Genomic DNA, 23,555 nt, shown 5'->3' on the forward strand with positions numbered 1-23,555 from the left:
CATGGAAAGAACAAAAACAGCTAACGAGATTGTCAAAATAGCTCGTGATGCCAATCGAATCACATCTTTAGAGTTTTTCGAGTCAATCTTTGATTCATTTACAGAATTTCATGGGGATCGATATTACGGAGATGACGGGGCAATTGTAGGTGGTGTCGCTTTTTTAGGCGAGTTACCTGTCACGGTTATTGGGATTCAAAAAGGTAAAAATTTGGAAGAAAACTTGGCTACTAATTTTGGTTCACCAAGTCCAGAAGGATACCGAAAGTCTTTGAGACTTATGAAGCAAGCAGAGAAATTTAATCGTCCAATCATTACTTTTGTGAATACCCCAGGAGCTTTTTGTGGGATTGAAGCAGAAGAACGTGGTGAAGGTGAAGCGATTGCTAATAATCTTTATGAGATGAGTCAATTAAAAGTGCCAATCATTTCGATTTTTACAGGTGAAGGTGGTAGTGGTGGTGCGATTGCCATTGCAGTTGCTAACGAGGTGTGGATGCTAGAAAATAGTATTTACTCCATCCTCTCACCAGAAGGATTTGCTTCTATTTTGTGGAAAGACAGCTCTCGCGCAGAAGAAGCAGCGGAAGTGATGAAACTGACTTCTTTTGACTTGAAAGAACTAGAAGTCATCGAGAAAATCATTCCAGAAACAAGAGATGAAGAAAACTTAAGCACCGAAGAAATCTGTGATAATTTGAAAGAAGAGCTATTAATTAAGATAAGTGAGTTAAGTAAAATGACTCCTGAAGAGTTAATAGAACAGAGATATGAACGATTTAGGAAGTTTTAATTAGAGTGGTGAAAATGGCGTTTAGCTCCAAGCAACTGGAGTGAATACTAAACAATCCACGTTTTTCGGATTGATTAGTATTTGCGAAGTTGCCGCAGGAGCTGCCTTTTGAACCCAGACTACATAGCGTGGATAAAAAAGCGTTTTTATCCATGACCAGTAAAAACTTCATCTAAACAAGGTAGGGGCTGACATTTTTGTTAGCCTCTTTTCTTGCCTGATTATCCGTCTTACTTTGTTTACAAATGAACTTAACTCAGTTATTATAGAGAAGAAATAGAGAGGAGCACTAAACATGAGCGAAAAATGGACAGACGAACAATTAGAAACAATCAAGGATGATATTTTAGCCTCTTTAGAAACAGTTATCGATCCAGAGTTAGGAATTGATATTGTTAATCTAGGCCTTATATATGAAGTAAATTTAGATGATAATGGCTACTGTGAAATCAAGATGACCTTAACAACAATGGGTTGTCCTTTAGCAGACGTTATCACAGAACAAATCCACCTTGCTGTGAGCGAAGTGGAAGAAGTTAAAGAAGTTGAAGTGAAACTTGTATGGTATCCGGCGTGGACGACAGATAGAATGAGCAGATATGCGAGGATATCGTTGGGAATTAAGTAGCGGTATATCAACGTTTACAGGTGTTTTTGTTAGGGTTTGATGACATTTTTTGTCAGTAGTCCAAGCCAATTTTATGAAACTTGGATACCAGACCAAATGAGTGGGTTTTGGGTTAAAAAGCAAACTAAAACACAAAATTATGGGAACTCTTTTATCAATTTTCAAAATTGATGAAGGAGTTTTTTTTATGCCAAAAAATGAGGAATATGTAGAGAATTAGGGTGCTCTTTAATATTGTGCAAATGAAAAAATATAGTCGATATTATTTAGATGAGGAAAAGTAGTAAAATTTTCTTAATTAGGTTATTTTTCACATCATCTTTCACTATACTTTAAATCGTTTAAAATTTTTTGTAATAATCAATTACTTTGTTTTAATAACATGTAGTATAATAAAGTTGTATTTCTAGGAGGAAAGATAAATGATTTTGAAAAAATTTTTTAAGATAAAAGTACCTCTCTGGCTAATAATGCTAATATTCTTAGTCGTCTTAGCAATAGGGGCGTCAGGAGTTTTTTTAGGAAAAATGAAACTATTTGAAAAAGAAGAATCTTCAGTTGAAACTCAAGTAGTTACAGCTATGACTAAACAGAAACAAGTAGCAGTTTTAGGTTTGAGTATTACTGATATTTATGATAAAACGCAAGGGGGAACTATTTTCGGTTTAGATATTCCATTAAGTGAGAAAACAGCATACTTAAAAGGAACTTTCGAAGCGAAATTAGGTTTTGACGGAAAAAAAGTTGAAATTAAAAAGTCAAAAACAGAAGAAAATACATATGATATTTTAATACCTGAATTTATTATTGTAGGTATTAGCAATCCAGATTTTAAAGTCTTAGATAATAAAGGTGAGTTTTTGAGTTTTACAACAGAAGATATAGACACACATGAATTAGCAAACAAAGCGATGAATAATAAAACTTTAAATAAGTACATTAAAATGAATGAAGAATGGTTGAAGGAGCAGTCAAAAGAATATTATGAAAGTATTTTAAAGAGTGTGGACTCAAAGGCTAAATTGAGAATTAATTTTGAAAAAGAGAAATGAAAGAAAGTGATAAATAGAAACTGAATTTTAAGTGTCGTCAATTAAAAATGGTAAAATTTATCAAAAAAGTATGAGATGTGTTTATCCTTGACAGGGCTATACATCTCATACTTTTTTAATCGCTTAAAAATTATTCTACAAACTAAGTTCTAAAACTTGTGTTACTTTATCCAAAGTCAACGATCCTCTTTCCCCTAAAGTTATCCCTAAATCGGTTAGTGGTTCCAGTGATTGGATCACAGTAGGAATAATAGTATGATCTAATCCGTATGATGATAGTTTGGTAGAAACGCCCATAATTTCAAAAAATTCTTTTGTCTTAAAAATACTTAGCGCAATCATCTCTTCTTCTGATCCTTTTTCAATTTTCCAAACGCGTTTGGCGTATTGGAGTAATTTCTCACGTTTTTCCTCTTTTTGAACCTCCATGATAGCTGGTAAAATAGCCCCCATGGTTTTGCCATGATCAATGTTGTGTGAAGCAGTAATCGCATGTCCGATAATATGAGTTGACCAATCTTGTGGCACGCCAGATCCAATTATTCCGTTAATTGCCATGGTAGATGCCCACATTAGATTGGCACGTAATGTATAATCTGTTGGTGTGTGGAGAACTTTTGGACCTTCTTCAATAAGTGTTACTAAGAGACTTTCTGCAAACCGGTCCTGAACATAAGCATCGACTGGATAGGTTAAATATTGCTCCATAATATGAGTAAAGGTGTCAACAATCCCGTTACTTATCTGATTAAGAGGAGCACTATAAGTATAAGTTGGATCAAGTATTGAAAATTTAGGATAAATTACTGGACTACGAAATGGAATTTTAGATCCTTCTGATTTAACAGAGATAACAGCCTCACCATTCATCTCAGTTCCTGTGCCAGATAGTGTTAGAACAGTGCCTAGTGGTAATGCTTTTGTCACGGGTATTTGCTTAATGAGAATATCTGAAGGAATTCCTTCTTCAAAACAAGAAGCAGCCGCAATGAATTTAACTCCGTCGATGACAGAACCACCACCAACAGCTAATAGGAAGTTAATTTGATTTTTTTTGACAAATAAGACCACTTCCATTAATTTTTCATATGTTGGATTAGGTTCAATTCCTCCATATTCATCATAATCAAATTCAGATAGTTGTTTTTTTACATTGTCCAGTAAGCCGCTTTTTTCTGCACTAGAACTACCGTAAATGATTAGCACTTTTGCATTTTTAGGTATTTCTTGATTTAGCTTTTCTAGTTGATTTTTACCAAATAAAATTTTTGTTGGGTTTTGAAATTCAAAATTTTCCATAAAGATTCCTCTATTCGTATTTTTTCAAAAGAACTATCTAATTAAGTTTCTTCTGTGTGGTATCATTATGGCAAATCAATTTTTAGCTAACAAGGAGTGTAATTATCCTATGACAAAATATCATAGTGAATTAGAAAAATTAGAAACTGCTAGAAGACAAGCGTTGGGCGCTTTTTTACGACAACGAAGAGAAAAAGTTAAACCCGAAGATTTTGGGGTTTTAGTTACCGGAAGAAGAAGAACACCAGGATTAAGAAGAGAAGAGCTTGCTCAAATTGCCGGTGTGAGTGTATCTTGGTATACTTGGCTCGAACAAGGCCGTCCAATCAGTGTATCTGATGAGGTTTTAAACAGTATTGCCACTGTTTTAGTATTTGATAAAGCCGAAAAAGACTATTTATTTGAACTGGCTAAAAATCAACCTATTCCAGAGCTTGGAAAGTTAAATCACCCTAAAAGAGAGGATGTTCAAGCTATATTAGACTCTTTTGGAGATAATCCAGCCTACATTATTGATAGTTGTTGGAACCTTGTGGCAGGAAATCAAAATGCTTACAAATTATTTGTCAGCCCAAATATAACTTCATATGATACGTTACCTTGGCAAGAAAAAAATCTTATCTGGACCATGTTTACAAATCCTTATCAAAAAGAATTGATGGTTGAATGGCAAGCAGAAGCAAGGCGCTCTGTTGCTTTGTTTAGGTATAGTAGTCGTTCTTATGTAGGTGAGAATTGGTATAACGAATTCATTGAACAATTAAAAATAGTTTCTACCGACTTTGGTGAGTGGTGGCAAAATTATGATATTGAACCTCCTAAGAGTAAACATAAAAAGTTATATCACCCAATCGTTGGAAATCTAACATTAGATGTGACGACGTTACTACTTCCTGCATATCCTGATACACAACTTGTCGTTTACTTAGGAATTGAAAAAGAAACGATCGTAAAACTAACAGAATTATCAAAAATACCAAACAACACTGAAACTATCACTAAAAGTTGATATAAACTTTTAGTGATAGTTTTTTAGAATGATTAAAATAACCAAATGCACTGGATATATAACATAAAAACTCCACTTGGTAAAGATTGTATTCTTCCCTCGTTCTCCTGTATACCTTAGGAGTAGGGGGATCACAAGTAAAACGCCTAAAGTAGTCAATGGGATGTACCAATGGCTTGTTTCTGGAAAATAAATAAAATCAAAAGTGGTCATAATAAATAGCCAAAAAGTTATAAAAATACAGGGTCCTTTGACTCTATCTTTCGATCCAGCGTTTTTTTGGAAACCGTAAATCATCAAAATGCCAATCATGTTCCAATCGGAATACAAAGTCAAACTAGAAAAAATCATGATAACTAAAAGATTTAACCACTCATTGTAAATCGTATCTGTGACTTTTAACATGATGAGACCTAACATCAATGTGAAGAAGATATTATTAGCAAATTCAATGGGCGAAAAAGAAACTTCTGAGTGAAACAATAGATAGAATGGATAAATCGATAGCAACCAAAATAGTGCCATTCGTAAAAGGTATTTCTTAAAATTTTTTGTATAAAAGAAACCTTCAACTAAAAAATAGGCCATAATTGGAAAGGTTAATTTACCAATCGTTTCTGTTAAGAAATACAGAAAATTAGATATTTCGGCTAAATTAAAAGCTTTTCCAAAGTGGTTGATGATCATCGCGAGAATAGCGATAAGCTTAAGTTGATAGGCATTAAAATTTTTTTGCATAACAAGCTCCTAAATTCATTAATACTTTTAAAAGGATAAAACGTTTACTTAATAAGGATATCATTTTCTAAAGGATCATAATAGTTATTCCTGTTAGTTTCTTTTAATATGTTAAAAAAACATTGAAGAAAAAGTAAACAAGCAATTAAATTTACTCTGATTTTTCAGTTAGCTATACTCTAAAAGTGCTTAAGAAAAGTGCATAAAAATAGTGTTTTTTTAATCTTTTATTTAGATTAAAAAACGTAGGAGGATTTTTTTTGAAGAAGTATTTAGCAGAATTTATAGGGACATTTGTTCTTGTGTTTTTAGGAACTGGAACAGTAGCAATTGCTAACTCTGGAGAAACAGCGATTGGTTATCTTGGTATTGGTTTAGCATTCGGTATGGCTGTTATGGTTATGGCATGTGCCGTTGGTGGTGTTTCTGGTGGTAACTTTAACCCAGCCGTATCACTTGCAATGATGATGAACAAACGTTTAGAAGTGAAAGATGGTATTTTCTACATTATTTCCCAATTTTTAGGTGCCGTTGCTGCATCAGGCGTTTTATCAATTTTCATCAAAGCCCTAGACTTACCAAAAGATGGCTTTGGTCAAACAGATTTTCCAAATGTTACAGCAGGACAAGCGTTTCTTTTTGAAGCAATTATAACGTTCTTATTTGTTTTTGTGATTTTAATGGTAACAAGTGCTAAATTTGGTAATCAAACACTAGCACCAATTGCTATCGGTACAGTTTTAGCTTTCTTAATTATTGTGGCTTTAAATGTAACAGGTGGCTCATTAAACCCAGCACGTAGTTTTGGACCAGCTATTTTTGCAGGTGGTAGTGCTTTATCAAACTACTGGGTATACTTGTTAGCGCCATTAGTTGGATCAGCAGTAGCAGCAATTGTTGCTAAATTTATGGGTAGTGAAGAGAAATAATTATTTAGGGGAAACTTCTATCGTTTTGGTAGAAGTTTTTTTGTGTTTTTTTATTAGTTTCTTATGATAAAATAAACAAAAGACCACAAAAAGGAGTGTCACCATGAAAGTAGGAATCATTTCAGCCATGCCTTCAGAGATGGCGTATGTTTTTGAACATATCAAAATAAAAGAGACAATTAAGAAAAAGATGAATCAATTTACTATTGGAAGTTATCAGGGAATCGATATTGTCTGTGTTGTCTGTGGTGTTGGGAAAGTGAATGCGGCTGTTTATACGCAATTGTTAATTGATGATCAAAGTCCCGATTACATAATTAATATTGGGATTGCTGGAGGATTAGGTGAAGGTGTGAAAACTCTCGATTTAGTTGTGGGAAATTCATACAGTCACCATGATGTGAATGTTAAACAGGCAGAAAGCTTATTTCCTAATAAACGAGCGTTTCCAGCAAGTGACGTTCTGTTAAAACTAATCAAAGAGAAAATTCCAACGATTCATGAAGGAGTTATGACGTCGAGTGAATCTTTTATTGCAAATAACGAAGAAAAACAGCAAATAAAACAACAATTTAATCCGATTTCAGTTGATATGGAAACAAGTGCGATTGCACATTGTTGTTATTTGAATGAGGTACCGTTTATTTCTCTAAGGTGTATTTCTGATTTAGCGGACGATCAAGCAGACGATTCTTATGACAATTTTGAAATTGTAGCCAGTGATTTAGTGGGTGAACACCTTTTAAAAATTCTGGAGGAGTTGAAAAAATGAAGTCGATTGAATCATATAAAATAGCTTTTAAATCTACGGATATTAAAGAACAAGTCACAGAATTTTATAAAGAACACGAAGAAATTTTTATATTAGAACATTCTTTAGAGGTAGCAGAGGAATGTCAAAGATTGGCAGAAAAATACAACTTACCTGTAGAAAAAGCGTATATTGCAGGATTAATTCATGATATTGGTTGCGTGATACCAGATAATGAACGCATCGTTTTTTCTGAATACTACAATGTATCTGTCTGTGACGCGGAAAGCAAATTACCTATGCTGCTACATCAAAAACATGGAGTTATTTTAGCAAAAGAAGTGTTCGGTATAGAAGTCTTAGAAATCCTATCAGCTATAGAATGTCACACGACCTAAAAAAAGAATGCCAGTGATTTAGATAAGTTGGTGTTTATTGCAGATAAAGTGAAGTGGGGTAGTAAAGACAGTGCGCCTTACTTAAAAGAGTTAAAACTAGCACTAAACTTGTCTTTAAATGAAGGTTGCAAGGTTTATTTACAGTGGGTTTTACCAGATTTAAACATTCTACATCCTTGGCTTAATGATGCAGTTAAGGATTTAAAAATAAAAAATAACGAGGGGATTAAATGAAGTTAACCATTAGAGAAATAGCGAAACTAGCGGATGTTTCCATTACAACGGTTTCTTTAATTTTAAATGGCAAAGGAGATCGCTTCAGTGATGAAACGAAGCGGAAAGTATTTAAAGTTGTGGAAGAAAATCACTATACACCTAATTATTTTGCTTCAAATATTATTAAAAAGAAATCCCAATTAATTGGTATTGTTGTGCCAACTATTAAGGAGCCTTTTGCCGCGACATTGATTAATTTAATTCAAAAAGAGTTAAGTCAAAAGAACTATCACTTAATAACCAGTGAATCTTTTGGTGAAATGGAAGAGGAAAAGAAAATTTTAGAACGATATGCTCAGTTTTCTGTGGAAGCTATTTTTTGTTTTACAGGTACAGTCTTTCCTAGTGAATGGTTCAAGGGAGGTTGTTTTCAAGAAATTCCTGTTGTTTTTATTGATAAAGGGATTAATCATAGTCCATATGGTAATGTTTATTTAAACGAGTATGAGACAGTTTTTAAGGCGATGGAGTGGTTGATTGAAAAAGGGCATCAAAAGATAGGTTTGATTAAAGATAATGGAATTGAATTTTCATTTCCTGAAAGAGGGAAAGCTTATAAGGATGCCCTACAAAAACACGGTATTCCTATAAATGATAAGAGAATAACAAGTACTGATTTTTCAGTCGAAAGTGGCTATTTAGGTGCACAAAAAATTATGAAAAATAGCGAAGTAACAGCTATTTTTTGTAGTGATGATAACTTAGCATTAGGGTGTTATCAAGCAGTATTTGATTCTGGAAAACGAGTGAATGAAGAAATTGAAATTATCGGCTTTGATGGGATTGAGTTATTAAAAAATATTCGCCCGCAAATTAAGACTTTAGAGAATCCTTTTGAAGAGTTTGCCCATATACTGTCATACAAAGTACTACAAGCAATTAATCATCCAAAAGAAAAGCAAGAGGATTGCTATTTAGAAATGACATTTAATCTGGATTAAATAGGAGGGTAATATGAGTAATCAAACTATTCAGATTTTTAAACTAGACTCTAAAGAAAATGTAGAACAAATTATCCATATTTTAGAAAAACATCAGCATCAAAAATTTTCAGAAATTGAATTTTCAGAGATTACGTTTTCTTTTGCTGTGATGAAAGATGATATCTACCAAGGTGGTTTAACAGCGAAGAAGACTGGAAATCGAGTTCATATTTCGTTACTAGCTATTAAAGAAGAAAATAGAGGTAGTGGTTTAGGTAGCTTGTTGCTTGAGAAAATAGAACTCATAGCAAAAAATAAATCCGCTAAATATTTAACTGTTAACACACAAGATTACCAAGGATTAGGTTTCTATCAAAAATATGGATTCACAGTCTTTGGAGAACTTACAGATTGTCCGGTAGAAGGAACGACAAAATATTTTCTGAAAAAGGAGTTAAAATGAAGTTAACTTATCGAAAAATGACAGAAAAAGATGAGCAAATGGTTACTAAGATTTTTACTGAGTCTTTTAATTATGATACAGCTTTACATTTTGGAAAAGGCGCAGAGGATGGACCACCAGGATATTCTGATGGTCGTCTATTTAAAAGATTACTGGCTAATCAAGAGGCAGACTCTTTATTGATTACTCGTGCTGATAAAATAATAGGGATAATCGCAATTAATCCAGAAATTAGAGAGGTTCTATATTTTTGTGTGTTACCAGAATGTATTAATCAAGGTGTTGGATCCGCTGTTTGGAAGGATATAGAAGATAAATACGGAAAAGATTACTGGCGATTAGAAACACCTAGCTATTCACTTTCCAATCATCATTTTTATCAAAAAAACGGCTTCAAGAAAACAGGCGAAAAAGAATATCCAGAAGGCGGACGTTCATATATTTTTCAAAAATAACTACTTATATGACTTTTTTATGACTAATCTCAAAGAATTTCTAAAACCCAACTTAAGGATGAGGAAACTTCAACCGATACTTGTTATAATCAATGGCAGATACATAATTAATGGAGGTATTTAATGAAGAATACAAAAAAATTATCACTGAGTGCGTTACTATTAACGACTTTAATAGCAGGGCCAACTGTTTTAGCAGCAAATGAAAAAACAAAAGACGAAGGTTGGAACGTGCCCAATATCGCTTTGGGAAATGGATTGACTGAAGCAGAAAAAACCAAAACAACAGAAATTTTAACGAAAGATTTAGATAAGGTGAAGTCGTTAACTGGAACGGATGTGACAAAGAAAAATCAATTTGAAGTTGATGGAAATGATTTAGTCAAGTATGTAACGGATGTACCAGAATTTACATCTAACTCAAAAGCCTACTCAAGTGCACTAATTGCAAGAACCAAAGAAGGAACTGGTGTAGATGTTGAAATCGTGACCCCAGAAAACATCACAGCACGTACTGAAGCGATGTATCGTTCCGCAGCCATTACAAGTGGTGTTTATGACGCGTATATCAGAATTGGTAGCGTTCGAACAATGGATGGTAGTGGTGCATTAGCAGGTATTTACAAGATTTATGATGAAGTAGATCCAGCAAGTGACACCCAAGATCAAAAGAGTCGTGATGAAAAACGTGAAGTAGCTCAAGAACAAATGAAAGTTGTTTCTTCAATTGATGAAGCGAACAAAGACAAGAAAGATTATTCATCTGAAAACATGTTAGTTATGTTAGCTGATATTCAATTAGAGCTTCAAAAAATGAATAAAAAATTACAAGAAATGTCTGAAGAGCAAAAAGTCAAAGAAGTTACCAATGTCGTAACGGATCAAATCGACAAAAACGGGATGACCAATGCGATTTCAAATGATCAAAAAACACAAATTGTTAACAACATGGTGTCATTTAGTAGTACAGATGCGATTAACGACAAGGAAATGACGAAACAATTAACAGGATTTAAAGATGATTTAGTTAAAAATGGGAAAGAATTCAAAGATAATTTATTGTCTGATGAAAACGTAGAAAAAGCCAAAAGCGGCATATCAGGTTTCTGGCAAGGAATAAAAGATTTCTTCTCTAATTTATTTAAATAAAACAAACGAGTGAGAGGATGACCTAAGTGTCAGCCTCTTATTTGTTTGTTTTTCTATAGTTGCTTTGAGTTAAACGTGTTCTATAGTCCAGGTTCAAAAGGCAACTCCTACGACAACTGGAGAAAAGCATAATCAATCCCAAAATCGTGGATTGTTTACGCTTTTCTCCAGTTGCTTGGAGTTAAACGCCTTTTTCACCATTCTAGTCTTTGAGCAAAAAGATACCTTTATATTTCTTAAAAATGCTATATTAATTAAAAAAAGAAGGTGCTTTATGTCTGAGATAGAAGAGTATTTAAGCAATGTCGATGAAAAAAGAAGTGAAGCTTTTCATAAATTATATGATGTAGTGAAAGACAGCATACCAAGTGGTTTTGAAGAGATGATAACTTACGGGATGATTAGCTTCGTTGTTCCTTTAGAAAGTTACCCGAATGGATATTTAGGGAGAGTTGATGAGCCGTTACCTTTTGTATCACTTGCAGCACAAAAAAATCATATTGCTTTATATCATATGGGGATTATGGGAAATAAAGAAATATTAACATGGTTTGAAGAGGAGTATGCTAAACAAGTGCCAACAAAACTCAATATGGGGAAGAGCTGTATTCGGTTTACTAACGTTAAAAATATTCCTTATGATCTTATTGGTGAGTTAATGACAAAAATTACCATGGAAGAATGGATTGCATCTTACGAAAAATATATGAATAGAAAAGAGAACGCAAAAAAATGACAGCTAAAGAGTATCAATTTGAAGCAGAAATTAAAGCTTCAGAAATAGGTAAAGGTGGAGCATATGTCATTTTTCCTTATGATATCAGAGAAGAATTTGGCAAAGGCCGAGTCAAAGTAACAGTCTATTTTGACAAGGTTGAATACATAGGCAGCATTGTTAATATGGGTGTTAAACATGAGGATGGGTCGGTTGCTTATATTATTGGTATCAAAAAAGAAATTAGAAAGAAATTGCAAAAAAATGTTGGCGATGTAGTCAAAGTAATAGTCAAGGAGGCAATTTAAATGAACAATGAAAAAGTGTTTGAGATGACTTTTAGTAGCGTCTATCCATTGTATGTAAAGAAAATTGAGAAAAAAGGTCGAACAGAAGAAGAGTTGATTCAAGTAATTACTTGGCTAACTGGCTACTCATCAGAAGGAATTCAACAACAAATTCAGCGAGACGTTTCTTTTAGAGTCTTTTTTGAAGAAGCGCCAGAAATGAATCTAAATACTCAACTAATAAAAGGTGTTATTTGTGGTTACCGCGTGGAAGAAATTGAAGATAAGCTCATGCAAAAAATCAGATACTTGGATAAATTAGTCGATGAACTTGCTAAGGGAAAGAAGATGGAGAAAATCTTGCGTTCTTAGAGTGACTTGCTTTTTGTTCGTAAAGTGTATAGAATAGAGTCATGACGAAAGTTTTCTTATTTTTTAAGGGAACTTTTTTTACGCGCAGAAAAAAGAAAGAAGGATTGAAAAAAAGTTGAAAATTGGTATGAGGACAATCAAAACAGGTCTGAGTGTTTTTGTTTGTATATTAATTAGTTTTATTTTTAATCGTGATACGTACGTTGTGTCTTCGATTACAGCAGTCTTTACCTTAAGGGAAGACATGTATAATACCCTAAAATTTGGGAGACATCGTGTCGTAGGTAATATCATGGGGCGCTATTTTCAGTAGTGGCTATTTTTATTTTTCAACAATTTGGCGACGGTGATCTTGTTCAATTAATCGCAATCCCACTTTTAGTAACGGGTATGATTTGGCTGCTTTCTACGGCTCATTGTTATGAAGGAACTGTTGGGGCTTGTGCTACGTTTCTAACGATTCTATTTATGATTCCTGATAACCAGTCGTATACTTATGCTTTAGCTAGAGTCGTGGACAGCTTTATCGGTATGTTTGTTGCATTTGGAATGAATATTGCTTTGCCTTGTAAGTACAAAAAATTAGATGGGTTTAAGGATAAATAAATTTAGGGCAATATGCTTTAAATTTATTTTTTTGCATAACAAAAAAGTATCCATCCATATGAAATGATTGAATACCTTCGTCAATAGCTGGAATCGTCCACAGTTGATTACTCCTTAACTAGTTGATTTAATTTGTTTTTTGCTTCTTCAATCGTAGAACCTTGTGCTGAGATGTTTTCATTGTTTGCATCAAATACAATAAAGATATTTTCCTCAGTGTTTAAAGTAATACGGTATGAAATTGCTTGGTTGTTAAATACCATAATAAATTCTCCTCTCGTGTGTAAATTTGCTTGAGAAAGGCATAAGATTTCATGGTAACAAAATTCCTATTTACAATTTATCATAGGTTTTTTTAAAAATCAAGTAATAAGACTATTATTTTCATGATTTTTTCATAAGTTTTTATTAAGATATAAAATGTGAAGCTTTCTGATAAAGTATGTTTAAGAATTGTCAGAAACATAGTATACTAATAGATATTAAGCGAGGTTGGTGTGAGGAAATGGTTTTTTATTTTGTCGGAATATTATTAACGGTAGTTGGGGTTATTTATTTGATTTTCCCTTCTAAAAACAGAATCAACAAATATGGGTATCGAACTCAAAGAGCAAAATTAAGTGAAGCAAGCTATACTTATGCTCAAAAAGTAGCAGGGAAAACTTTCTTTTTCATAGGAGCAATCACACTACTCATCGGATTAGTTCTGCGTTATTTCGGAATGATCCATTTATATATTATTGAAGTTCTATTAATCGGGGTTCCGATTATTGGTATTTTTTATAAAATTGAACTAGAGTTAGAAAAATTTCACGATAAACAAGAAGAGGACGTGGCGAGCAAATGAAATTATTAATGGTAGAAGATAACGAATCCGTATCAGAAATGATGAAAATGTTTTTTTTAAATGAAGAATGGGATGTTAGTTTTAAATATGACGGTAAAGATGGTTTAGACGAATTTTTAACTGATCCTGAAGGTTGGGACATGATTACTTTAGATTTAAACTTACCAACAATGGATGGCGTAACGGTCTGTCGCGAAATTAGAAAAGTTTCATCAACTGTTCCGATTATCATGTTAACGGCGAGAGATTCAGAAAGTGATCAAGTTATTGGACTTGAGATGGGAGCAGATGACTATGTGACAAAACCGTTTAGTCCTATTACATTAATTGCTCGTATTAAAGCTCTTCATCGTCGTGCAATTCTAACCGACGATTCAGAAAAAACAACGAATGATATTCAAGGTGATTTTGATGTGGTTACTGATCATTTCAAAATGAATATCAAAACACGTGAAGCTTATTTAGATGATCAATTAGTTGATGGCTTAACACCAAAAGAATTTGACTTATTATTAACATTAGCTAAAAAACCAAGACAAGTCTTTTCAAGAGAAAAATTATTAGAACTTGTTTGGGATTATCAATACTTTGGCGATGAGCGAACAGTGGATGCTCACATTAAAAAATTAAGACAAAAAATTGAAAAAGTTGGACCACAAGTGATTCAAACAGTTTGGGGCGTTGGCTACAAGTTTGATGATTCTGGGGTTGGTGAGTAATGAGATACTTGCTACAACAAATGATTGCTTTTTTTGCGATTATTTTAACAGTTCTGATTATTTTTGGGGTGTCTTTTACCACGTTTACTAAAAATACGGTGAAAGAAACAACCTATGATCAATTAGAAGGATATGCGACAACAGTTGTCCAAAATATGAGTAAGCAAGATTGGACGTTGCAACAATCATTGAATACAGCCAGTGCGATTGTTGAAAATCAAAATATCGGCTTTTTTCTATTACAACCAAATCGAACAGCTGTTTATCCACCCTCCGCAAAAGGGCATAGTGGGGATAATTTAATCTCAAATGATGAATTAAAGTTACTAAAAAAGGGTAAAAAAATTCAAAAAACAATTTCTAATGTGTCCCTAGGTACTGATGGGAAAAAAACAACAATGGCAGTTCATATTCAACCGTTGTTTAACAGTGATAATTTTGACTTTGAATACATTTTAATGGTTTGGCAACCAAGTAGTAATATAGAAGAAAGTGTTAGTTCTTTAACGCAAAACTTGTTTAAAGGCTTCATCATTTCAACGATTATTGCCTTGATTATTAGTTACATTTTAGCTAAATTCCAAGTGAATCGGATTAACCGAATGCGAAAAGCGACGAATCAGATTTCAGCTGGAAACTTTGATGTCCATTTAGAGGTGAAAAATAATGATGAACTCGATGATTTAGCGGAAGATTTTAATAAAATGGCTGGCGCTTTAAAGGATTCTCATACTGAAATTGAGCGACAAGAAGAACGCCGTCGAAACTTTATGGCAGATGTGGCTCATGAAATGAGAACCCCGTTAACGACAATCAATGGGTTACTTGAAGGTTTAGCCTACAATGCCATACCAGCTAATCAACAAGATAAGTGTATTAACTTGATGCAAAATGAAACCAAACGTCTGATTCGTTTAGTTAATGAAAACTTAGATTATGAAAAAATATTAACGAATCAAATAAGCATTACGATTCAAAAATTAAATGCTACTGAGATTTTGGAGACATTATCCGAACAACTTAAAGGAAAAGCTGAGGATAAAAAGAATCAAATTATCCTTGAAACCTTAGAACCTGTGGAAGTCTATGCTGATTACGACAGATTCGTTCAGATTATGGTCAATATAATCACCAATGCGATTCAGTTTACTGAAGAGGGCGAGATTAAAATTACCGTTTCAAGAGGTTATATGGAAACAACAGTCTCGATTGCTGATACAGGTATTGGTATGAGTGAGGAACAAGTTAAAAATGTTTGGGATAGATATTATAAAGCTGATCCATCTCGTAAAAATACAAAATACGGAGAATCGGGATTAGGGTTATCCATTGTGGATCAATTAGTGAAACTTCATGGTGGTTCAATTGATATTGAAAGTATTGTTGACCAAGGAACAACCTTCCACATTAATTTTCCTGATAAAGTTGAGGAAGAAGTAGCAGAATAAAGATTTCATTTGAGATTGACGCCTTTTGTCAGTCTCTTTTTTAGGAGTTTTAGGCATAGACTATTATTTTTTGTTTCTTATGACTATCACAAATTCTATTTTTTTGATACACTGAATTTAAGAGGAAAAGGTGAAATGATGAAAGAAAACTACAATTATCCATTAAACCCTGAATGGACGACAGACGAATTGATATTAGTCGTGAATTTATGGGGAACTTTGGAAGAGACTTATGAAAAAAAAGTAACGGCTGAATCATTTTTAAAAGCCTATGCTGGATTTAAAACGGTTGTGAAGAGTATTGGAGAAGAACGAGAGCTTGGTCGAGATTTTGAAGAAGCGTCTGGTTATTCTTTATACCATGTAGCTAAACAAGCCAGAGCGCAGAAAACAGGTATCCTTAACAGAAAGGATTTTGCTAAATGACACAAGTTGCCTTAATGAACCAAGTGGTTGAATGGGTGAATGAAGCAGCAGATCAAATACGTGAAAAACTGAAGTCGCCGATTATGGTGGAAGAAAAAAGTAATCGCCATGATTTAGTGACGAATGTGGACAAAGAAACGGAAGCCTTTTTAGTAGAAAAGATACGCACTAATTATCCTGATGACCATATCTTAGGTGAAGAAGGTCTAGGAGATAATTTGTCTGATACAAAGGGAAGAATCTGGGTGATTGATCCGATTGATGGCACCTTAAATTTTGTGAAACAGCAAGAAAATTTTTGTATTATGATTGGAATTTTTGAGGACAATGTGCCGATACTTGGTTTTATTTATGATGTTGTTAAAGATGAATTTGCCTATGGTGGGGCTAAAACGGGTGTGTTTCTCAATTCTCAATCAGTGAACCAAGTTGAGAATGTGTGTTTAAGAGACGGATTAATCGGTGTCAACGGTGCGATGTTCTGCCATAATACGTTTAATGTCCGTGATATTGCTATAGAAGCTGTAGGTGTCAGAATGCTTGGCTGTGCGGGTCTGGATTTTCTAAATGTGATTCGTGGAAAACAAAATGGCTACATTTCTAACTTAGCACCTTGGGATTTTGCTGCAGGTGTTGCTTTAAGTGAACCCCTTGGCTTAAAGTGCTCTAAGTTTGATGGAAGTCCGTATGATATTTTGGGAGAACGACAATATTTCCTTGTGGCTACCCAAAAAACATATGAAGAAATAGCTAATTATTAATTTTTTTGAAAAAAAGTGGTGAAATGAAAACTTTTCACTTTTTTTCAGCCGTTTTATTTGTTATAATAAGCAGTCGGAAAAATTAGGCAAGCAAGGTTTGTCTATTGTTTTAATAGAGTGAGGAGAGTCTATAATAGTGAAATTAAGAGAAGATATTCGTAATGTGGCAATTATTGCCCACGTCGATCATGGTAAAACAACATTGGTTGATGAATTGTTGAAACAGTCAAATACATTTGATGATCATGAACAAATTCAAGAAAGAGCCATGGATTCTGGAGACATTGAAAAAGAACGTGGTATTACAATTTTGGCAAAAAATACTGCCATTAACTACAAAGACAAACATATCAACATTTTAGATACACCGGGACATGCGGACTTCGGTGGTGAAGTTGAACGTATCATGAAAATGGTAGATGGCGTTATCTTAGTAGTAGATGCTTACGAAGGAACAATGCCTCAAACACGTTTCGTACTTAAAAAAGCCTTAGAGCAAAAATTAACACCAATCGTCGTTGTTAATAAAATTGATAAAGCAACTGCTCGTCCTGCAGAAGTTGTAGACGAAGTATTAGAATTATTAATCGAATTAGGCGCTGATGATGATCAATTAGAATTCCCAGTAGTTTACGCTTCAGCTGTAAACGGAACAACTAGTTTATCAGATGATCCAGCAAACCAAGAAGCAACTATGGATTATGTTTACGATGCTATTTTAGAGCACATCCCAGCACCAGTTGATAATAGCGAAGAGCCATTACAATTCCAAGTATCATTATTAGATTATAGTGACTATGTAGGACGTATTGGTATTGGTCGTGTGTTCCGTGGAACAATCAAAGTTGGGGATCAAGTAGCCTTGATGAAACTTGACGGCGAAGTTAAGAAATTTAGAGTAACAAAACTTTTAGGTTTCTTCGGTTTAGACCGTGTTGAAATTCAAGAAGCTAAAGCTGGAGATTTAATTGCTGTATCTGGTATGGAAGATATCTTTGTTGGAGAAACAGTAACTCCTGTTGATCATCAAGATGCTTTACCAATCTTACACATTGATGAGCCAACTCTACAAATGACTTTCTTAGTAAATAATTCACCATTTGCTGGTAAAGAAGGTAAATACGTTACTTCACGTAAAATTGAAGAACGTTTATTAAACCAATTACAAACAGACGTTTCATTAAAAGTTGAAGAAACTGAATCTCCAGATAAATGGACTGTATCAGGCCGTGGAGAATTACATTTATCAATTTTAATTGAAAACATGCGTCGTGAAGGTTATGAGTTACAAGTATCTCGTCCAACCGTTATTTACCGTAACGTTGATGGAACTGTATGTGAGCCTTTTGAACGTGTTCAAATAGACACACCTGAAGAATACATGGGTGGGGTTATTGAATCATTAGGTCAACGTAAAGCTGAAATGCAAGACATGATTAACTCAGGAAATGGTCAAGTAAGATTAGTCTTCTTAGCACCAGCTCGTGGATTAATTGGTTACTCAACTGAATTCATGTCATTAACACGTGGTTACGGAATCATGAACCACACATTTGATTCTTACTTACCAGTAATTTCTGGTTTAGTAAGTGGACGTCGTAACGGAGCTCTTGTATCAATTGATCAAGGTAAAGCTACGACATACAGTATCATGAGTATTGAAGAACGTGGAACTGTTTATGTTGAACCAGGTACTGACGTATACGAAGGTATGATCATTGGACAAAACAGCCGTGAAAACGACTTAGGTGTTAATATCACTAAAGCAAAACAAATGACTAACGTTCGTTCTGCTAACAAAGATCAAACTTCTGTTATCAAAAAACCAAAAATCTTAACATTAGAAGAATCATTACAATTCTTAAATGATGATGAGTACTGTGAAGTAACGCCAGAAAGTATCCGTTTAAGAAAACAAATCTTAAACAAATCTGAACGTGAAAAAGCAGCTAAAAAGAAAAAAACAGCTGAGAACTAAGAAGAATGAGGCGATATCGCCTCATTTTTTTGTGTATTTGGCTACATTTTTTGGCTGATTAAAAAAGGATATTTTTTTTAATAGCTAAGAAAAAGCTACTAACTAAAAAAGCCTAGAATTAATGCAAAAATCTTCTCATTTTAAAGAAATTTGGTGGGATTTTTGCTATAATGGAAAAGATTTGATAAGAAAGGGTGTTCGTACATCATGAGTAAAAAAGATAGCCTCATCCAAGGCTTAAATCAAAAACAAAAAGAAGCGGTTATGAATATTAATGGACCACTTTTAATTATGGCTGGGGCAGGTAGTGGGAAAACACGTGTTTTAACTCATCGAATTGCGTACATTATCCATGAAAAAGATATTAATCCATGGAATATTTTAGCCATTACCTTTACGAATAAAGCAGCTCGAGAAATGAAAGAGCGTGTTGTTGGTATTTTAGGTTCTAGTGGAGAAGATGTTTGGGTTTCAACATTTCACTCGATGTGTGTTCGCATGTTACGTCGTGATGTGGATGCTATTGGTTATAATCGGAACTTCACGATTTTAGATAGTAGTGATCAATTGACTTTAATGAAGCGAATTTTAAAGGAAGAAAACATTGATCCTAAAAAATATGATCCTCGCAGTATGATTGGTGCGATTAGTAATGCGAAAAATGAACTTTTAACACCTGAATTGTATGCAGAAAGATACACAGGTTTCTTTGAAAAGGTTGTTGGGACCTGCTATAAACGATATCAAAAAGAACTAAGACAAAACCAGTCAATGGATTTTGATGATTTGATTATGCTGACGATTCGTTTATTAAAAGAAAACCCTGAAATTTTAAAATTTTATCAAAATAAATTCCAGTATATTCATGTGGACGAGTATCAAGATACGAACCACGCGCAATATACGTTAGTTAATATGCTTGCTGAAAGATTCAAAAATTTATGTGTTGTTGGGGATGCAGACCAAAGTATTTACGGTTGGCGCGGGGCTGACATGCAAAATATTTTAGACTTTGAAAAAGATTACCCAGATGCAACAACGATTCTCTTAGAACAAAATTATCGTTCTAGTAAAAATATCTTACAAGCAGCAAACAGTGTCATTGATAAAAATGACAATCGTAAGAAGAAAGCACTTTGGACGGATAATGATGAAGGAGAAAAGATCATTTATTTCCGCGGAGAAACAGAACGTGATGAAACCCAGTTTATCGTTTCTAATGTCCAAAAATTCATCAATGAACAAGGGAAAAAATATGGCGATTTCTGTGTCCTTTACCGAACAAATGCGATGAGTCGTGTGGTTGAGGAAACATTCTTAAAATCAAATATTCCTTATAAAATGGTTGGTGGACATAAATTCTACGACCGTAAGGAAATTCGTGATATTTTAGCTTACTTAAATGTCATTTCTAATGAAATGGATTCATTAAGTTTTGAGCGTGTGGTGAATGTGCCAAAACGTGGGATTGGGCCTGGTACAGTTCAGAAATTACGTGATTTTGCAGATATTCATGCTTGGTCACTTCTTCAAGCAGCCATTGACGTTGATTTAACTGGTATTACAGGTAAAGCTCGTAATGAATTAGCTGGCTTTGGTGCCATGATGGAAGATTTCAAAAACATGATTCCATTTTTAAGTGTGACTGAATTAGTGGAACAAGTTCTAGATAAAAGTGATTACCGTGAAGACTTACGCCGTCAAAATACATTAGAAGCTCATTCTCGATTAGAAAACTTAGAAGAATTTCTATCAGTAACGAAAGAATTTGACAAACGTTTTGAAGCTGGTGAGTATGATAATGGAGAAGATGAGGGTGAATTACCAAATAAACTCACACTTTTCTTAAATGACTTAGCTCTAGTTTCAGATTTAGATAATTTAGAAGAAGGCCAAACTCAAGTTACTTTCATGACCCTTCATGCGGCAAAAGGATTAGAATTCCCAGTGGTTTTCTTAATGGGAATGGAAGAAGGCGTCTTCCCACTTTCTAGAGCGCTACTTGAAAATGATGAGCTAGAAGAAGAACGTCGGTTAGCTTATGTGGGGATTACACGAGCGGAAGAGCAACTGTTTTTAACCAATGCATTTAGTCGAACACTTTACGGACGTACTCAATATAATCGTCCATCTCGTTTCTTAGGTGAAATTGATGATAAAGTCATGGAATCATTTGGACGTGAAAATAAAGTCGTTAGACAAACGCCAATTGGTGAAAGAAAAACACGTTCAAGTTATATTCAACCGGAAAATGCTAAAGTATCAAGTAAAGTTCAAACTGGTGGAGAGGCGAGCGCTTGGAAACCTGGCGACAAAGCTGAGCATAAAAAATGGGGCGTTGGAACAGTCGTTAAAGTGAGCGGATCAAGTAAAGATTTAGAGTTAGATATTGCTTTTCCCCAACAAGGAATTAAACGCTTATTAGCAGCCTTCGCCCCAATAACAAAAGTAAACTAAGGAAGTGATGAAGAGTGGATAAAGAACAAGTTAAAACAGAACTTTTTGAACTCAATCAAAAGTTAAATCAGTGGGCCAAAGAATACTATGAAAAAGATACACCAACTGTGGAAGATGCTGAGTATGATCAAGTGTATAGACAGTTAGTTACATTAGAAGAAGCTCATCCAGAACTTGTTTCCTCTGACTCAATCACACAACGTATTGGTGGAGAAGTATCAACTGGTTTCACAAAAGTCCAACATCAAATTCCTATGATGAGTTTGGGTAACGCCTTTAATAAAGAAGATTTGATTAACTTCGATAAGCGAATCAAAAAATTAACAGATATTCCTCTTGAATACATGGTGGAACTTAAAATTGACGGTTTAGCAATTAATCTCCGTTATGAAAATGGTAAGTTCATGCAAGGAGCGACTCGTGGGGATGGAACGATTGGGGAAGATATCACGAATAACTTAAATACGGTGAAATCAATTCCTAAAAAGTTGGCGGAACCTTTAACAATTGATGTTCGTGGTGAGTGTTATATGCCAAAGAAATCTTTTATCGCTTTAAACGAAAAACGTGAAGAAGCTGGGGAGAATGTTTTTGCTAATCCCCGTAATGCAGCGGCAGGTAGTTTAAGACAGCTAGATTCAAAAGTAACGGCTGAAAGAAATCTAAGTACGTTTATATATAATATAGCAGATACTGATAATTTTATGATGACTACTCAAAGTGATTCTTTAGATAAGTTAGACGAGTTAGGGTTAAAAACTAACCATCAACGTAAATTATGCGCTTCTATTGAAGAAGTTTGGGAGTATATCGAATCCTTATTAGATCAACGTCATGAGCTAGACTATGAAATCGACGGAATTGTGATTAAAGTCAATGATTTTAATGCCCAACAAGAAATTGGTTTTACGGTTAAAGCACCTAAATGGGCGATTGCTTACAAATTCCCTGCTGAAGAAGCTGAAACTATTGTAAGAGATATTGAGTGGACAGTGGGACGTACAGGGGTAGTGACACCAACTGCCGTCATGGATCCTGTCCAACTAGCTGGAACAACGGTGGCTCGTGCGAGTCTGCATAATGTGGATTTAATTCGTGATAAAGACATTCGCTTACTGGACGCTGTGATGATTCACAAAGCAGGGGATATTATTCCAGAAGTTACTCGTGTACTAGTTGATAAGAGAACGGACGCAAGTCAGCCTTATGAGATACCAACTCATTGTCCAACCTGTGACTCAGAACTTGAACGAATTGAATCAGAAGTGGCATTAAGATGTATGAATCCGATGTGTCCGGCGCAAATCAAAGAAGGTTTGAATCATTTTGTTTCTCGGAACGCCATGAACATTGATGGCTTAGGACCTCGTGTTTTAGAGCAGATGTACGAAAAAGAAATTATTAAAAATGTGGCTGATTTGTATTTTGTTACTGAGGAAGAACTCTTAACTTTAGATAAAATCAAAGAGAAATCAGCTAATAACATTTTGACCGCTATTCAAAATAGTAAAGGGAATTCTTTGGAAAAATTAATGTTTGGCTTAGGTATTCAGCATGTAGGCGCTAAAGCAGCTAAGTTGATTTCAGAACGCTTTAAGTTTCTTGATGAGGTTATGAAAGCATCTAAAGAAGACATTAATGAGATTGATGCCATTGGACCTGTTATCGCGGATAGTGTGGTTAAATATTTTGATAATGAAGAAGTTCATGCTTTGGTGGAAGAATTAAAACGTGCAGAAATTAATCTATCTTACTTAGGTCAAACAAAAGAAGATTTGAGCCAAGTTGATTCTCCTTTTAAGGACAAAGTAGTGGTGTTAACTGGAAAATTGACTCACTTTAACCGAAATGAAGCCAAAGAAAAAATTGAGGCTTTAGGTGGTAAAGTAACTGGTAGTGTTTCTAAGAAAACAGACATCGTTGTGGCAGGTGAAGAGGCTGGAAGTAAGCTTGAAAAAGCTGAAAAACTAGAAATTACAGTCTGGGACGAAGCTCAAATGGTAGAAGCCATTGAAAATAGTACAAAAGTTGAATAAAATAGTGTAATGTATAGGTATTATGATAATAAGTAATGTA

27 protein-coding genes are annotated in these 23,555 nt (G+C 34.3%); 24 read left to right on the top strand and 3 right to left on the bottom strand.

What is annotated here, in order from left to right:
- Nucleotide 1: 1 nt before the first annotated feature.
- The 3 genes from G7082_RS11650 to G7082_RS11660 all read left to right on the top strand — a co-directional run bounded on the left by G7082_RS11650 (nt 2) and on the right by G7082_RS11660 (nt 2,473).
- Nucleotides 2–793, top strand: coding sequence for an acetyl-CoA carboxylase carboxyltransferase subunit alpha (locus tag G7082_RS11650; protein ID WP_166035224.1), 792 nt, complete (start codon nt 2–4; stop codon nt 791–793).
- Between the two features lie 295 nt (nt 794–1,088).
- A complete protein-coding gene (locus tag G7082_RS11655) occupies nt 1,089–1,421 on the top strand; it encodes a metal-sulfur cluster assembly factor (RefSeq protein WP_166035225.1) in 333 nt (110 codons plus the stop codon).
- Nucleotides 1,422–1,948: 527 nt separating this feature from the next.
- Entirely contained in the window at nt 1,949–2,473 is a 525-nt protein-coding gene (locus tag G7082_RS11660; RefSeq protein ID WP_166035226.1) for a DUF4230 domain-containing protein, read from the top strand.
- A gap of 135 nt (nt 2,474–2,608) precedes the next feature.
- Here the strand turns inward: G7082_RS11660 and G7082_RS11665 are convergent, their stop codons facing one another.
- Nucleotides 2,609–3,772, bottom strand: coding sequence for an iron-containing alcohol dehydrogenase (locus G7082_RS11665; RefSeq protein WP_166035227.1), 1,164 nt, complete (start codon nt 3,770–3,772; stop codon nt 2,609–2,611).
- Between the two features lie 109 nt (nt 3,773–3,881).
- On the opposite strand from G7082_RS11665, the gene G7082_RS11670 reads away from it, so the two are divergent.
- Entirely contained in the window at nt 3,882–4,781 is a 900-nt protein-coding gene (locus G7082_RS11670; RefSeq protein ID WP_166035228.1) for a helix-turn-helix transcriptional regulator, read from the top strand.
- Between the two features lie 9 nt (nt 4,782–4,790).
- On the opposite strand, the gene G7082_RS11675 is transcribed toward G7082_RS11670, so the two are convergent.
- Entirely contained in the window at nt 4,791–5,519 is a 729-nt protein-coding gene (locus G7082_RS11675; RefSeq protein WP_166035229.1) for a TraX family protein, read from the bottom strand.
- Nucleotides 5,520–5,779: 260 nt separating this feature from the next.
- Between G7082_RS11675 and G7082_RS11680 the strand changes: the two genes are divergently transcribed.
- From G7082_RS11680 to G7082_RS15070, 12 genes are all read left to right on the top strand, one after another.
- Entirely contained in the window at nt 5,780–6,448 is a 669-nt protein-coding gene (locus tag G7082_RS11680; protein WP_166035230.1) for an MIP/aquaporin family protein, read from the top strand.
- Between the two features lie 103 nt (nt 6,449–6,551).
- Nucleotides 6,552–7,220, top strand: coding sequence for a 5'-methylthioadenosine/adenosylhomocysteine nucleosidase (locus tag G7082_RS11685; protein WP_166035231.1), 669 nt, complete (start codon nt 6,552–6,554; stop codon nt 7,218–7,220).
- Nucleotides 7,217–7,597, top strand: coding sequence for an HD domain-containing protein (locus G7082_RS15060; RefSeq protein WP_238842650.1), 381 nt, complete (start codon nt 7,217–7,219; stop codon nt 7,595–7,597). Before G7082_RS11685 ends, G7082_RS15060 begins: the two co-directional genes overlap by 4 nt.
- 230 nt (nt 7,598–7,827) lie before the next feature.
- On the top strand, nt 7,828–8,814 hold the full coding sequence (locus G7082_RS11695; protein WP_166035232.1) for a LacI family DNA-binding transcriptional regulator: 987 nt from the start codon (nt 7,828–7,830) through the stop codon (nt 8,812–8,814).
- Nucleotides 8,815–8,827: 13 nt separating this feature from the next.
- Nucleotides 8,828–9,259: a GNAT family N-acetyltransferase gene (locus G7082_RS11700; RefSeq protein ID WP_166035233.1), complete on the top strand. Its 432-nt coding sequence runs from the start codon at nt 8,828–8,830 to the stop codon at nt 9,257–9,259.
- Nucleotides 9,256–9,714: a GNAT family N-acetyltransferase gene (locus tag G7082_RS11705; protein WP_166035234.1), complete on the top strand. Its 459-nt coding sequence runs from the start codon at nt 9,256–9,258 to the stop codon at nt 9,712–9,714. Before G7082_RS11700 ends, G7082_RS11705 begins: the two co-directional genes overlap by 4 nt.
- Before the next feature lie 123 nt (nt 9,715–9,837).
- Entirely contained in the window at nt 9,838–10,863 is a 1,026-nt protein-coding gene (locus G7082_RS11710) for a DUF1002 domain-containing protein (protein ID WP_166035235.1), read from the top strand.
- Between the two features lie 274 nt (nt 10,864–11,137).
- Nucleotides 11,138–11,599: a DUF1801 domain-containing protein gene (locus G7082_RS11715; protein WP_166035236.1), complete on the top strand. Its 462-nt coding sequence runs from the start codon at nt 11,138–11,140 to the stop codon at nt 11,597–11,599.
- On the top strand, nt 11,596–11,886 hold the full coding sequence (locus G7082_RS11720; RefSeq protein ID WP_166035237.1) for a DUF1905 domain-containing protein: 291 nt from the start codon (nt 11,596–11,598) through the stop codon (nt 11,884–11,886). Before G7082_RS11715 ends, G7082_RS11720 begins: the two co-directional genes overlap by 4 nt.
- Nucleotides 11,887–12,237: a DUF2200 domain-containing protein gene (locus tag G7082_RS11725; RefSeq protein ID WP_166035238.1), complete on the top strand. Its 351-nt coding sequence runs from the start codon at nt 11,887–11,889 to the stop codon at nt 12,235–12,237.
- 127 nt (nt 12,238–12,364) lie between these two features.
- Entirely contained in the window at nt 12,365–12,550 is a 186-nt protein-coding gene (locus G7082_RS15065; RefSeq protein ID WP_238842729.1) for an aromatic acid exporter family protein, read from the top strand.
- On the top strand, nt 12,550–12,843 hold the full coding sequence (locus G7082_RS15070; RefSeq protein WP_238842651.1) for an aromatic acid exporter family protein: 294 nt from the start codon (nt 12,550–12,552) through the stop codon (nt 12,841–12,843). Before G7082_RS15065 ends, G7082_RS15070 begins: the two co-directional genes overlap by 1 nt.
- Before the next feature lie 107 nt (nt 12,844–12,950).
- On the opposite strand, the gene G7082_RS11735 is transcribed toward G7082_RS15070, so the two are convergent.
- Nucleotides 12,951–13,106: a hypothetical protein gene (locus G7082_RS11735; RefSeq protein WP_166035239.1), complete on the bottom strand. Its 156-nt coding sequence runs from the start codon at nt 13,104–13,106 to the stop codon at nt 12,951–12,953.
- 242 nt (nt 13,107–13,348) lie between these two features.
- Here G7082_RS11735 and G7082_RS11740 point away from each other — a divergent pair, with 242 nt between their 5' ends.
- From G7082_RS11740 to ligA, 8 genes are all read left to right on the top strand, one after another.
- Nucleotides 13,349–13,690, top strand: a complete 342-nt coding sequence (locus tag G7082_RS11740; protein WP_166035240.1) for an SdpI family protein — start codon at nt 13,349–13,351, stop codon at nt 13,688–13,690.
- The gene (locus G7082_RS11745; protein WP_166035241.1) at nt 13,687–14,409 is read left to right on the top strand and encodes a response regulator transcription factor; all 723 of its coding nucleotides are present in this window, start codon (nt 13,687–13,689) and stop codon (nt 14,407–14,409) included. The genes G7082_RS11740 and G7082_RS11745 overlap by 4 nt, the downstream gene beginning before the upstream one ends.
- Nucleotides 14,409–15,857 (top strand): sensor histidine kinase, encoded by a 1,449-nt coding sequence (locus tag G7082_RS11750; protein WP_166035242.1) that lies wholly within the window; start codon nt 14,409–14,411, stop codon nt 15,855–15,857. Before G7082_RS11745 ends, G7082_RS11750 begins: the two co-directional genes overlap by 1 nt.
- Nucleotides 15,858–15,992: 135 nt before the next feature.
- Complete coding sequence (locus tag G7082_RS11755) at nt 15,993–16,283, top strand: UPF0223 family protein (RefSeq protein WP_420825012.1); 291 nt, start codon at nt 15,993–15,995, stop codon at nt 16,281–16,283.
- A complete protein-coding gene (locus G7082_RS11760; RefSeq protein WP_166035243.1) occupies nt 16,280–17,044 on the top strand; it encodes an inositol monophosphatase family protein in 765 nt (254 codons plus the stop codon). The genes G7082_RS11755 and G7082_RS11760 overlap by 4 nt, the downstream gene beginning before the upstream one ends.
- Nucleotides 17,045–17,180: 136 nt before the next feature.
- On the top strand, nt 17,181–19,022 hold the full coding sequence (typA, locus tag G7082_RS11765) for a translational GTPase TypA (protein ID WP_166035244.1): 1,842 nt from the start codon (nt 17,181–17,183) through the stop codon (nt 19,020–19,022).
- A 207-nt stretch (nt 19,023–19,229) separates the two neighbouring features.
- The gene (gene pcrA / locus G7082_RS11770; protein ID WP_166035245.1) at nt 19,230–21,479 is read left to right on the top strand and encodes a DNA helicase PcrA; all 2,250 of its coding nucleotides are present in this window, start codon (nt 19,230–19,232) and stop codon (nt 21,477–21,479) included.
- A 14-nt stretch (nt 21,480–21,493) separates the two neighbouring features.
- A complete protein-coding gene (ligA, locus tag G7082_RS11775) occupies nt 21,494–23,515 on the top strand; it encodes an NAD-dependent DNA ligase LigA (RefSeq protein ID WP_166035246.1) in 2,022 nt (673 codons plus the stop codon).
- The last annotated feature ends 40 nt before the right edge of the window (nt 23,516–23,555 follow it).

It is taken from the genome of Vagococcus hydrophili (genome assembly GCF_011304195.1).
Lineage (GTDB): Bacteria > Bacillota > Bacilli > Lactobacillales > Vagococcaceae > Vagococcus > Vagococcus hydrophili.